The following is a 12,542-nucleotide window of genomic DNA, read 5'->3' as shown; positions in this document are numbered from 1 at the left end:
GAACCCGGAAGCTAAGCCCTCCAGCGCCGATGGTACTGCACCCGGGAGGGTGTGGGAGAGTAGGACACCGCCGGACATTCTTCCGTTGAGGGCCACCCCACATGGGGTGGCCCTCAACGCATTTCCAGACCCTCCACCACGGGTGCTGACCGAGGTCATGGTTACGGCACGGCGATCACGTTCGCCGCCCTTCGCCACATGGGTTCGTCCAGCGCGACTGTGTGCGTGCACAGTTCCAACGTCGGCGCGGTAGCTACCTACGCGTCGGCCGGCTTCACGATGTCAGACGAGGTGGCCCGATCTACGCCGCGGTTCCCGGTGAGCACCGCGACGCCGCCGACCAGGGCTAGTCGCGGGACTGGATGCCGTTCCGGATCTGCCGCAGCAGGCCGGCGGCTTCGTCAGTCGAACGGGCGGGGAACATGCCCAGCACCACGCTGCCGTGGTCGGCCCAGCCGCAGACCGCGAACTCGCCACCGTCGCCGCTCGTGCTGCCACACTTCATCACGCCGCCCAACGGGCCGGGTGACACGTCGCGTAGGCCGGTCACCGTCGCGGTCTCGTCGGCCATCAGCCCGAACAGACTCTCCAGATCCCGCTCGGGCTGCCACAGCAAGGTCGTCCCACCGAAGATCAGCACCGATCGGCGTTCGTCGGCCGGGTCCTGGTAGACGGCTCCGAAGCTGCTGTCCAACTGGATGTCGGCGGCGATGCCGCTACGCAGGTAGTCGGCGGTGCTGGCCGCCCGGTCGCTGGTGTCCAGACGAAGCCCGGCGACCTGGTCGGGCGTGGTGATCCGGGCGTCCTTCTGCTGGACGATCCGCCACCCCCAGGTGCCGAACACGCCCACCCCCAGAGCCGCGACGACCGCGAGCAGCACCATGACCAGGCGTCCCCGCCGGGATCGCGCGTCGCCCTGGCCGGTGCCGTCTGCCTGCTCGCGGGCGTCCAACTCGATCGGCTCGTCGGTCAGTTGGACCAACGGGGTGCCGTCGTCGAACTGGCGGCCACTGAGATGTGCGTCGGACATAGCCGACACCGTACGCGAACGACAGGTGGTGCACGTCAGGTCCGTCGAAGCGCTCCGTAGACTTTCAGAGTGACCGAGAGACTGGATGCCCGACGCCCCGACGCCCCGACCCTTGCCGGCCAGTACCAGCCAGGTGAGGTAGAGCAGCGACGGTATGAGCAGTGGGTAGCCGACGGTCGATTCCGGGCCTCCGCGGACAGCGACCGGGAGCCCTTCACCATCGTCATCCCGCCGCCGAACGTCACCGGTTCGCTGCACATGGGTCACGCGCTGGACCACACGGTGCAGGACGCGTTGGTGCGGCGTAAGCGGATGCAGGGCTACGAGGCGCTCTGGCTGCCGGGCATGGACCACGCCGGCATCGCCACCCAGAACGTGGTCGAGCGGCAGCTCGCCGCGCAGGGGCTCTCCCGCCACGACCTGGGCCGCGAGAAGTTCGTCGAGCGGGTGTGGGAGTGGAAGGCCACCTCCGGTGGCGCGATCCTCGGCCAGATGCGCCGGCTCGGTGACTCGGTCGACTGGGACCGGGAACGCTTCACCATGGACGAGGGCCTGTCCCGCGCCGTCCAGACGATGTTCAAGAAGCTGTACGACGACGGCCTGATCTACCGGGCGAACCGGATCATCAACTGGTGCCCCCGCTGTCTCACCGCCCTGTCCGACATCGAGGTGGAGCACACCGACGACGACGGCGAACTGGTCTCGATCCGCTACAGCGACGACGTGGTGGTGGCCACCACCCGGGCGGAGACGATGCTCGGTGACACGGCGGTCGCCGTGCACCCGGAGGACGAGCGGTACCGCCACCTGATCGGCACCGAGGTGGAACTGCCGCTCACCGGGCGGCGGATCCCGATCGTGGGTGACCCGCACGTCGATCCGGCCTTCGGTACCGGCATGGTGAAGGTGACTCCGGCGCACGACCCGAACGACTTCGAGATCGGCCAGCGGCACGACCTGCCCACCATGACGATCATGGACGAGCGGGGCGTCATCACCGCGCCCGGTCCGTTCGAGGGCCTGGACCGGTTCGAGGCCCGCCCGGCGATCGTCGCCGCGCTGCGCGCCGAGGGCCGCATCGTCGCCGAGAAGCGGCCGTATGTGCACGCTGTCGGGCACTGCTCCCGGTGCCGGACCACCGTCGAGCCCCGGCTGTCGTTGCAGTGGTTCGTCAACACCTCGCCGCTGGCCAAGGCGGCCGGTGACGCGGTGCGCGACGGCCGGGTGCGCATCGAGCCGGCGGAGTTGGCCAAGCGTTACTTCGCCTGGGTCGACAACATGCACGACTGGTGCATCTCCCGGCAGCTCTGGTGGGGTCACCGGATTCCGGTCTGGTACGGCCCGGCCGGCGAGGTCGTCTGTGTCGGACCAGATGAGCAACCGCCGACCGGTGCGGGCTGGCACCAGGACGAGGATGTGCTGGACACCTGGTTCTCCAGCGGCCTCTGGCCGTTCTCCACGCTCGGCTGGCCGGAGCAGACCCCCGACCTGGCCAAGTTCTACCCGACGAGTGTGCTGGTCACCGGGTACGACATCCTGTTCTTCTGGGTTGCCCGGATGATGATGTTCGGCCTGTACGCGATGGACGGCCGGCAGCCGTTCGACGTGATCGCGTTGCACGGGATGGTCCGCGACGAGCACGGCAAGAAGATGTCCAAGTCGTTCGGCAACGTGGTCGACCCGCTGGACTGGATCGACCGCTACGGTGCCGACGCCACCCGCTTCACGCTGGCCCGGGGCGCCAACCCGGGCGGCGACGTGCCGGTCAGCGAGGACTGGTGCCAGGGGTCGCGCAACTTCTGCAACAAGCTCTGGAACGCCACCCGGTTCGCGCTGATCAACGGGGCGCACACCGACGGCCCGATGCCGGACGCGGCGCGCCTGTCGACCGTCGACCGGTGGATCCTGTCCCGGCTGGCCCACGTCACCGCCGAGGTCGACCAGCAGTTCGAGGCGTACGAGTTCGCCAAGGTCTGTGACCTGCTGTACCACTTCGCCTGGGACGACGTCTGCGACTGGTACGTGGAGCTGAGCAAGCCGGTGCTCGCCGCCGGTGGGGAACCGGCCGAGGTCAGCCGCCGGGTCCTGGGGCACGTGCTGGATCAGCTGCTGCGGCTGCTGCACCCGGTGATCCCGTTCGTCACGGAGGAGCTGTGGACGGCGCTCACCGGCGGGGAGACCGTCATGACGGCGGCCTGGCCGACGGCTGACCGGGCGTTGATCGACGATGCCGCCGAGACGGAGGTGGCCACCCTCCAGCGGGTGGTGACCGAGGTCCGTCGGTTCCGGTCCGACCAGGGCCTGCGGCCCACCCAGCGGGTCGCGGCCCGACTCGACGGGCTGGCCGGTGCCGGTGTCGCGGTGCACGAGCCGTTGATCCGGTCGCTGGCGCGGCTGGATCCGGCCGGTGACGACTTCCAGGCCAGTGCGACGTTGGCCATGCCGGGCGAGGTCAGTGTCGCGTTGGACACTCGGGGCTCGATCGACGTGGCCGCAGAGCGGGCCCGGTTGACCAAGGACCGCGCGGCGGCGGAGAAAGAGGCGGGGCAGGCTCGTGCGAAGCTGGCCAATCCGGCGTTCGTCGACAAGGCCCCCGAGCACGTCGTTTCCAAGATCCGTGAACGTCTGGCGGTCGCCGAGGCCGACCTGGCCCGCATCGATGCCGCCCTGGAGGCGCTTCCCTCGTGACCGACCCTGTTGACCGCGCTGACCGCGTCCCTGCCGAGCGGGCGGGTACCGGATCCAGCGAACCGACCGACCGACCCCGTACCGGTGCGGGCGCGGACCGCCGTGAGCGGACCGGCCGGGCCGAACGCTCCGCCTTCGCGGAGGTGGAGGCGGAGCTGGCCGGGCGTGGTTTCACCCGGATGGTCTTCGAACTGGACCGGATCTCGTCCCTGCTGGACCTGCTGGGCAGCCCGCAGCGGGCGTACCCGTCGATCCACCTGACCGGCACCAACGGCAAGACGTCCACCGCCCGGATGATCGACTCGCTGTTGCGGGCCTTCGGGTTGCACACCGGGCGGTACACCAGCCCGCATCTGGAGACGGTGCGGGAGCGCATCAGCCTGGATGGCGAGCCGGTGGACGAGGCTCGGTTCACCGGCGTGTACCAGGAGGTGAAGCCGCTGGCCGAGTTGGTGGACACCCGCTCGGCCGAGCCGCTGACCTACTTCGACATGACCACGGCACTGGCCTTCGCCACCTTCGCCGACGCTCCGGTCGACGTGGCCGTGGTCGAGGTGGGTCTCGGTGGTGCCGAGGACGCCACCAACGTCATCCAGGCGGGGGTGTGCGTACTGACCCCGATCGGGCTCGACCACACCGAGTGGCTCGGTGACACGCTCCAGGACATCGCGGTCGCCAAGTCCGGCATCATCCACCCGGGTGCGACGGTCATCTGCGCCGCGCAGGAGGAGGAGGCGGCCCGGCCGATCCTGCAACGCTGCGCGGAGGTGGGCGCGACCGTGGCCCGGGAGGGCTCGGAGTTCGGCGTACTGCGCCGGGCCGTCGCGGTCGGCGGCCAGGTGCTCACCCTGCAAGGACTGGGTGGCGTGTACGAGGAGGTCTTCGTCCCGTTGCACGGCGCCCACCAGGCGCAGAACGCGGCGGTGGCGCTGGCGGCGGTCGAGGCGTTCCTCGGCGCGGGTGCCCGCCGTCAGCTCGATGTGGAGGCGGTACGGGAAGGTTTCGCCACCGCCAGCTCTCCCGGTCGGCTGGAGCGGGTGCGTACCGCGCCGACGATCCTGCTCGACGGCGCGCACAACCCGCAGGGCATGGCGGCCACGGTCGCCGCACTGCAGGAGGAGTTCGCGTTCAGCAAACTGGTCGCCGTCATCGGCACGCTGACCGACAAGGACGCCGCCAGCATGCTGGAGCTGCTGGAGCCGGTGGTCGACCAGGTGGTGGTGACCCGGAACAGCTCACCCCGTGCCCTGCCGGTCAAGGAACTGGCCGCGCTGGCCGCGGAGGTGTTCGACCCGGAGCGGGTCGAGGTCGCCGAGGAGATGCCGGACGCCATCGAGGCGGCGGTGGCGTTGGCCGAGGAGGACGTGCCGGGCGAGCTGGCCGGCGTCGGCGTGCTCATCACCGGCTCCGTGGTGACGGTGGCCGACGCGCGTCGGCTGCTGAAACGATGACCGGGGGCGGCGACGGTCAGCCGCGCCGGTCCGGTCTGCGTAACCCGCAGCGGGCGGTACGCGGGCTCGGCGCGGCGGCGCTCGCGTTGGAGGCGTTGGTGCTGCTGTTGGCGATCCAGCCGATCCGGGCGGTCGACGGCGATCTCGGTGGCGCGGTCATCGCCGTGGTCGTGGCACTGGCGGTGGCCGCCGCCGGGCTGGCCGGCATGATGCGTCGGCCGTGGGCCTGGCACGCGGGCACCGTGTTGCAGGGACTGCTGCTCCTGTCCGGTCTGCTGCACTGGTCGCTGTTCGTGCTGGGCGTGATGTTCGCGCTGGTGTGGGCGTACGCGCTGCACGTGCGCCGGGTGATCCTGGGCTGATCCGGTCGCCGTCGCCGGCGGTCGGAGGCGTGAGCCGCCCCGACGGCCGGGTCACGCCTCCGCGAGTTCCCGCCACTGGGTCAGTGCGATGCCGTGCCCGTCGGGGTCGCGGAACGCCGCCGCCCACACCTCCAGCTTGCTGCCCCGGTTGACCACCCGGGGAGCGTAGGTGAACCGGACGCCGGTCTCGCGTAGCCGTTCGTACGCCGACTGGATGTCGTCCACGTCGAGGTTGACGTGGACCAGCCGACGGTTGATCGGTTGAGCCCCGGTCACCTCGCGGAGCACCAGGCGGGTCGTCCCCGAGGAGAGCACGGCGTTGGCGGCACCCCGGTCGACCTCGGTGAAGCCGAGCCGGTCCCGGTAGAACTCCAGCGAGCGGGACAGCTCGGTCACCAGCAGGGTGATGCCGACTCCGCTGATCGGGGCCGTGGGGTCGGCGGCGTCCAGGTCGTACCCGAAGATCGCCTCGTCCAGTTCCCCCGGGTCGACCGCCGCCGCCCGCTCGCCCGCCGGTGGGGGGTGACCGACCCTGGTCTTCGGCTGGCCGGTGGCGGTCACCCGGTCGGTGGCGTTCGGTGCTGGTTCCGGGTCGTCGAGCGGTAGATCGAGCGGGTCGACGGGATCCGCCGGGTGGGCCGGTGGCTGCTCGGGTGCCGGATCGGCCGTCCGGTCTCCGCGCCCCGCGCCGCCCGGGTCGAGGGTCGTGGGTTCGTCTGCGGCGGCGGTGGCGAATCCCTCGTCGGGGAACTGCTCCTCGGCCGGCATCCGTGGGGCGGGCGTGGCGCGGCGGGGCAGCCGTTGCTCGTCGGAGCGTTCCACCACGGTGCCCTCCAGCACGACCGGTTTGGCCGGGCGCTGGCGTACCCGCACCGTCTCGTGATGCTCCACTGGCTCGGCCACCGGATCGTGCGCCGGGCCGTCGGACGACGCGCCCAGCGAGCCGTCGGACACCTCGCCCAGCGGGTCGCGGAAGTCGTCCTCCGGCGCCCGGTCGGCCCACGGGGGCGCCTCCTGGCCGATCAGCACCTCGTCCGGTGGCACCGTGGCGAACTCGGGAGGCAGGTCGGCGGTGTTGCCGGCCTCGGTGTGGGTGAGCACCTCGTCCCAGAGCACCCGGACGTGTCGCGGGTCGTCCAACGCCACCCGGATCGGCAGGGTCTGGCCCAGCGACGGCCATTTCGACACCGGAACCCGTGGCTCGATGATCTTCTTCGAGCGCGGTGGCAGCCCGGGAGCGTCGATCACCAGCTGAAGTTCGCAGCGACCGAAGGCGTACTGGGTCGGTGGCTCGGAGGCGCTGTGCACGTGGCCAACGCCGACCACCCAGGTGCGGCCACCGGCGCGGACGGTCGCCAGCGCGATCGCCAGGGCGAGCAGGGCGACACCGAGCGCGACGATGGCCCAGCTGGTCATGCCGAGGCCGAAGAGGATCACGAAGGTGGCCACGGTGCCCAACACCGCGGCGATCAGCTTGCGTACCGGTGCGATGGGTCGGTTGCCGCCACCATTCGCCACAGTGGACCTCCCGGGGGTCAGGGCCAGGCTAGGCCGGATCGGGGGCCGGGGGAAGGCCGACCACCGCGCCGGTGCCGGGTCCGGGTCGCTAGGCTGACCGTACCCAGCCCGACCGGCTTCCGCTCTGAGGAGGAACCCAGCGTGTCCAGCAGCAGCCCGGATGAGCGTACGCTCGTCCTGATCAAGCCCGACGCGGTCCGCCGAGGGCTGGTGGGCGAGATCATCTCCCGGTTCGAGCGTAAGGGGCTGCGGCTCGACGCTATGGCGACCCGGACCATGGACGACGCGCTGGCCGACGAGCACTACGCCGAGCACGTCGACAAGGCGTTCTACCCGCCGCTGAAGGCGTTCATGACCGGAGGGCCGCTGGTCGCGCTCGTGCTCTCCGGCGACGATGTCATCAACGTGGTGCGGGGCCTGATCGGTGCCACCGACGGGCGTAAGGCCGCGGCCGGGACCATCCGTGGCGACCTCTCCCTGTCCAACCGGGAGAACCTCGTGCACGCCTCCGACTCGGCCGACAGCGCCAAGCGCGAGCTGGCACTCTGGTTCCCCGAGCTGGACTGAGCCGGCCCGCTCGGCTCAGCTCGCCCAGGGCAGCTTGTCCGGGTTGGCCACCAGGAAGATGTCGGTGATCCGACCGGCGGCCGTGCCGAGCGTCACCGCGTACGCGTCACCGGCCGCTGTGCTGAACACGGCGGCCGGCTGGCCGTTGAGTTCCGTGCGCCGCACGGTGAACGGCCAGCCCTTCGCCCGGATGCCCAGCAGGAACCGGGCGACCCGGTCGGCGCCGCTGACCGGGTTGCGGGCGGCCCGCACCCGGCCGCCGCCGTCGCTCCACGTGGTCGCGTCCGTGGCCACCAGGTCGGTCAGCGCGGCCAGGTCGCCGTCGTCGACAGCGGCGACGAACGCGTCCAGCAGTCGCTGTCGCTCCGCCCGGTCGACGGTGAAGCGGCGCTGGTCGCGCCCGATCCGCAGGCTCGCCCGGTGGTGCAACTGGCGGCAGTCCTCGGCGGAGCGGTCCAGCAACTCGGCGATCTCGGCGTAGGGCAGCTCGAAGGCGGTGTGCAGCACGTAGACGGCACGCTCCGGCGGGGTGAGCCGCTCCAGCAGGTGCAGCAGTGCGGTGGACAGGGAGTCGCGCAACTCGGCCCGCTCCAGCGGCCCGAACGGCGACGGCGAGGTCGGCACCGGCTCCGGCAACCACGACCCGACGTACGTCTCGCGGGTGGCCTGCCGGGCCCGCAGCCGGTCCATCGACAGGTGGGTCACCACCCGGGACAGGTAGCGACGCGGTTCGCTCACCTCGGCGCGGTCGACTCGCAACCAGCGCAGGTACGCCTCCTGGAGGACGTCCTCGGCGTCGTGGCGGCTACCCAGTAGACGGTAGGCCAGCCCGAGCAGCATCGGCCGGTGCGCGTCGAGCGCACCGGCCGCCTCCGCCGCGTCCAGCGGGCTCACACGTCCGTCGGCAACTCGGTGCGGAAGGTCACCGCGATCCGGTTCCACACGTTGATTGTGGCAATCGCCAGAACCAGGTCCGCGAGGGCCTTCTCCGGCCACACCTTCGCCGCGGCGTCCCAGACGTCGTCGGGCACCCCGTGCTCGCCCAGCCGGGTGACCGCGTCGGTCAACGCGAGCGCGGCACGTTCCCGCTCGTCGAAGAAAGGTGCCTCCCGCCAGGCGGCCACCGCGAACAGCCGCCGGCTCGACTCCCCGGCGTCCATCGCCTCCCGGCTGTGCATGTCCACGCAGTACGTGCAGCCGTTCAGCATCGACGCGCGCAGTTTCACCAGCTCCAGCACGGTGTGGTCGACGTTGGCCCGGACGTACTTCTCCAGCCCCAGCACGGTCCCGAATGCCTCCGGTGCCACCTCGGCCGCGTTCATCCGCTGCATGACAACAACCCTCCCGATAGTTCGAACCGACACCACCTGGACGGATGGCCCGATCCGGGGCGTGACAACTGGGGCGTGTGACGCCCGTCATGCGTCGTGTCCCGGGTGGGGCCGGGGGGAGGGTTATTGGCGGGAGGGATGGGAGGTGGGGTGGGTATCATGGGCGGGCGATGATCCGGCTATCACCGGGGAGCTTCCGGAAGAACGGCCGGGTGACCGGCTCAGTAGAACCGGACGGGACGGCCCGTTATCGCCGACCAATGAGCGGGTGGTCGACCCTCGACCGCCAAGCGGGGTGGTACCGCGGGCCCCGGGGCGCTGGTGACGGCGTACCGGACGCTCGTCCTCGCAGACCCACACGACAGTGAGCGTCAGCGAGGAGAGCGACCCCCGATGGCCTATCCGTTGCACGACCCGACTGCCGGCGGCGTACCGGCGAGCCCGGACCTGCCCGCGGTCGAGCGCCGGGTCCTGGAGCACTGGACGGCCGACAAGACCTTCGAGGCGTCGGTGGAGGCCCGGCCGGCCTCCGTCCGGCAACCGGAAGCAGCGCCGGGCTCCGCTGCCGACGGCGCAGCCGCCGACAACGAGTACGTCTTCTACGACGGCCCACCGTTCGCCAACGGCCTGCCCCACTACGGCCACCTGTTCACCGGGTACGTCAAGGACGTGGTGCCGCGTTACCAGACCATGCGTGGTCGACGGGTGGAACGGCGCTTCGGGTGGGACTGCCACGGCCTGCCCGCCGAGGTGGTCGCCGAGAAGCAGCTCGGCATCACCAGCAAGGCGGAGATCCTCGACCTCGGCGTGGCCCGGTTCAACGAGGCGTGCCGCAGCTCGGTGCTGGAGTTCACCCAGGACTGGGAGCGTTACGTCACCCGGCAGGCCCGCTGGGTCGACTTCGCCAACGACTACAAGACCCTCGACCTGGACTACATGGAAAGCGTCATGTGGGCCTTCAAGACCCTGCACGACAAGGGGTTGGTCTACGAGGGCTTCCGGGTGCTGGCGTACTGCTGGCGGTGTGAGACACCACTGTCGAACACCGAGACCCGGATGGACGACGTCTACCGGGACCGGCACGACCCGACGTTGACGGTGTGGTTCGAGCTGACCGCCGACGAGTCCGCGCCGGAACTGGTCCGTGGACCGGTCCGGCTGGGGGTGTGGACCACCACGCCGTGGACCCTGCCGTCGAACCTGGCGCTCGCCGTCGGCCCGGATATCGAGTACGCGGTGCTGGAGCGCGACGGCGAACGCTACGTCGTCGGCGCCGGTCGGCTCGGGGCGTACGCCAAGGAACTCGAGGGGTACGAGCAGGTCGGCACGGTGCGTGGCGCCGACCTGGTGGGGCGGCGGTACACCCCGCTGTTCGACTTCCTCGTCGCCCACGCCGGGTCGAACGCGTACCAGGTGCTCGGGGCGGAGTTCGTGACCACCGAGGACGGCACCGGGATCGTGCACCTGGCTCCCGCCTTCGGTGAGGACGACCAGAACGTCTGCAACGCGGCCGGTATCCCGACCGTGGTCACCGTCGACGACCACACCCGGTTCACCGCGCTGGTGCCGCCCTTCGAGGGTGAGCAGGTCTTCGACGTCAACAAGCCGGTGATCCGTCAGCTCAAGGAGCGGGGGGTGGTGCTCAAGCAGGACACCTACACCCACGCGTACCCGCACTGCTGGCGCTGCGACACCCCGTTGGTCTACAAGGCGGTGTCGTCGTGGTTCGTCGCGGTGACCAGGTTCAAGGACCGGATGGTCGAGCTGAACCAGCAGATCAACTGGACGCCGGAGCACATCAAGGACGGCTCGTTCGGCAAGTGGCTGGCCAACGCCCGGGACTGGTCGATCAGTCGGAACCGGTTCTGGGGTTCGCCGATCCCGGTGTGGCGCTCGGACGACCCGAACTACCCGCGCGTCGACGTGTACGGCTCGCTGGCCGACCTCGAGCGGGACTTCGGCGTACGCCTGACCGACCTGCACCGGCCGGCGGTGGACGACCTGGTCCGCCCCAACCCGGACGACCCGACCGGCAAGTCGATGATGCGCCGGGTGCCGGAGGTGCTGGACTGTTGGTTCGAGTCCGGCTCGATGCCGTTCGCCCAGGTGCACTACCCGTTCGAGAACCGCGACTGGTTCGAGCACCACTACCCGGGCGACTTCATCGTCGAGTACATCGGGCAGACCCGGGGCTGGTTCTACACCATGCACGTGCTGGCCACCGCGTTGTTCGACCGACCGGCGTTCCGCAACTGCCTCAGCCACGGCATCCTGCTCGGCTCCGACGGACGCAAGATGTCCAAGAGCCTGCGTAACTACCCGGACGTCTACCACGTCTTCGACTCGTACGGGTCGGACGCCATGCGCTGGATGTTGATGTCCTCGCCGGTGATGCGCGGCGGGGACATGCCGGTCACCGAGGCGAGCGTGCGCGACGCCGTCCGGCAGGTGCTGCTGCCGCTGTGGAACGTCTGGTACTTCTTCTCGCTCTACGCCAACGCCGATTCGTACACGGCGCGGCGGCGGACCGACTCGATGCACCTGCTCGACCGGTACGTCCTGGCGAAGACGAACGAGCTGGTGTCGACGGTCGGCACGCAGATGGACGCGTACGACATCTCGGGTGCCTGCGCCACCGTCCGGTCCTACCTGGACGCGTTGACCAACTGGTACGTGCGCCGTTCACGGGACCGCTTCTGGGCGGGCGACGCGGACGCGTTCGACACGCTGTGGACCGTGTTGGAGACGCTCTGTCGGGTGGTGGCGCCGCTGGCGCCGCTGGCCGCGGAGGAGATCTGGCGTGGCCTGACCGGCGAGCGGTCGGTGCACCTGACCGACTGGCCGGTGGCCGAGGAGTTCCCGGCCGACCACGAGCTGGTCGCCGCGATGGACGCGGTGCGGGCGGTCGCCTCCGCGGCGTTGTCGCTGCGCAAGGCCAAGGGGCTGCGGGTGCGACTGCCGCTGTCGAAGCTGACCGTGGCCAGCCCGGCGGCCGAGCAGCTGCGGCCCTTCGCCGACCTGGTCGCCGACGAGGTCAACGTCAAGGAGGTGGTGTTCACCGACGAGGTGTCGGCGTACTGCCAGCAGGTCTTGACGGTGGTGCCGCGCGCGCTGGGCCCCCGGGTCGGCAAGCAGGTGCAGCAGGTGATCAAGGCGGTCAAGGCGGGGGAGTGGGAGCTGCGCGACGGCGCTCCGGTGGCCGCCGGGGTCACCCTCGCCGAGGGCGAGTACGAGCTGAAACTGGTCGCCGCCGACGCCGAACACTCGGCGCCGTTGCCCGGCGGTGAGGGGGTGGTGGTGCTGGACACCGAGGTCACCGCCGAACTCGCCGCGGAAGGGCTGGCCCGTGACTTCGTCCGCGTGGTGCAGCAGGCGCGCCGGGACGCCGGCCTCGACGTCTCCGACCGGATCACGGTGACGGCGTCGGGCCCGGACGAGGTGCGGGCGGCGGTGGCCGGGTACCGCGACTTCGTGGCCCGGGAGGTGCTGGCCGACAGCGTCGACTTCGCCGAGGGGGTCGACGGCTTCGCCGGTGAGGTCGGTGAGGGTGTGCCGGTGACGGTCGCCGTTCGTCGCGTGTGAGGTGTCCGGAGGG

General features: G+C 70.7%; 9 protein-coding genes. 5 read left to right on the top strand and 4 right to left on the bottom strand.

The window, feature by feature from the left end; genetic code table 11:
* Positions 1 to 346: 346 nt before the first annotated feature.
* A complete protein-coding gene (locus tag FF096_RS20285) occupies positions 347 to 1,030 on the bottom strand; it encodes a hypothetical protein (RefSeq protein WP_155220822.1) in 684 nt (227 codons plus the stop codon).
* Positions 1,031 to 1,099: 69 nt separating this feature from the next.
* Between FF096_RS20285 and FF096_RS20280 the strand changes: the two genes are divergently transcribed.
* From FF096_RS20280 to FF096_RS20270, 3 genes are all read left to right on the top strand, one after another.
* Positions 1,100 to 3,718, top strand: coding sequence for a valine--tRNA ligase (locus tag FF096_RS20280; RefSeq protein ID WP_309223648.1), 2,619 nt, complete (start codon positions 1,100 to 1,102; stop codon positions 3,716 to 3,718).
* 179 nt (positions 3,719 to 3,897) lie between these two features.
* Positions 3,898 to 5,169, top strand: a complete 1,272-nt coding sequence (locus FF096_RS20275; protein ID WP_230462799.1) for a folylpolyglutamate synthase/dihydrofolate synthase family protein — start codon at positions 3,898 to 3,900, stop codon at positions 5,167 to 5,169.
* Positions 5,166 to 5,531 carry a DUF4233 domain-containing protein gene (locus FF096_RS20270; protein ID WP_155220820.1) on the top strand — a complete coding sequence of 122 codons (366 nt, stop codon included), beginning with the start codon at positions 5,166 to 5,168 and terminating at the stop codon, positions 5,529 to 5,531. The genes FF096_RS20275 and FF096_RS20270 overlap by 4 nt, the downstream gene beginning before the upstream one ends.
* A gap of 51 nt (positions 5,532 to 5,582) precedes the next feature.
* Here the strand turns inward: FF096_RS20270 and FF096_RS20265 are convergent, their stop codons facing one another.
* Complete coding sequence (locus FF096_RS20265) at positions 5,583 to 7,049, bottom strand: VOC family protein (RefSeq protein ID WP_309223647.1); 1,467 nt, start codon at positions 7,047 to 7,049, stop codon at positions 5,583 to 5,585.
* A gap of 141 nt (positions 7,050 to 7,190) precedes the next feature.
* Between FF096_RS20265 and ndk the strand changes: the two genes are divergently transcribed.
* Positions 7,191 to 7,616, top strand: a complete 426-nt coding sequence (gene ndk, locus FF096_RS20260; RefSeq protein ID WP_309223646.1) for a nucleoside-diphosphate kinase — start codon at positions 7,191 to 7,193, stop codon at positions 7,614 to 7,616.
* Positions 7,617 to 7,631: 15 nt separating this feature from the next.
* On the opposite strand, the gene sigJ is transcribed toward ndk, so the two are convergent.
* Positions 7,632 to 8,510, bottom strand: a complete 879-nt coding sequence (gene sigJ / locus FF096_RS20255) for an RNA polymerase sigma factor SigJ (RefSeq protein WP_309223645.1) — start codon at positions 8,508 to 8,510, stop codon at positions 7,632 to 7,634.
* Entirely contained in the window at positions 8,507 to 8,947 is a 441-nt protein-coding gene (locus tag FF096_RS20250; protein WP_155220817.1) for a carboxymuconolactone decarboxylase family protein, read from the bottom strand. The genes sigJ and FF096_RS20250 overlap by 4 nt, the downstream gene beginning before the upstream one ends.
* A 393-nt stretch (positions 8,948 to 9,340) precedes the next feature.
* On the opposite strand from FF096_RS20250, the gene ileS reads away from it, so the two are divergent.
* Positions 9,341 to 12,529: an isoleucine--tRNA ligase gene (gene ileS / locus FF096_RS20245; protein WP_155220815.1), complete on the top strand. Its 3,189-nt coding sequence runs from the start codon at positions 9,341 to 9,343 to the stop codon at positions 12,527 to 12,529.
* Positions 12,530 to 12,542: the final 13 nt, after the last annotated feature.

Origin of the sequence: Micromonospora sp. CP22 (assembly GCF_009712475.1) — a bacterium.
Lineage (GTDB): Bacteria > Actinomycetota > Actinomycetes > Mycobacteriales > Micromonosporaceae > Micromonospora.
Note: the sequence above shows the minus strand (reverse complement) of the source record. Positions and strands in the feature narration are given on the sequence as shown.

What these genes read in the sequence shown, in the direction of transcription:
- FF096_RS20285 (WP_155220822.1), bottom strand. Translation starts at nt 1,030, where the DNA reads ATGTCCGACGCACATCTCAGTGGCCGCCAGTTCGACGACGGCACCCCG.
- FF096_RS20275 (WP_230462799.1), top strand. Translation starts at nt 3,898, where the DNA reads ATGGTCTTCGAACTGGACCGGATCTCGTCCCTGCTGGACCTGCTGGGC.
- FF096_RS20270 (WP_155220820.1), top strand. Translation starts at nt 5,166, where the DNA reads ATGACCGGGGGCGGCGACGGTCAGCCGCGCCGGTCCGGTCTGCGTAAC.
- FF096_RS20250 (WP_155220817.1), bottom strand. Translation starts at nt 8,947, where the DNA reads ATGCAGCGGATGAACGCGGCCGAGGTGGCACCGGAGGCATTCGGGACC.
- ileS (WP_155220815.1), top strand. Translation starts at nt 9,341, where the DNA reads ATGGCCTATCCGTTGCACGACCCGACTGCCGGCGGCGTACCGGCGAGC.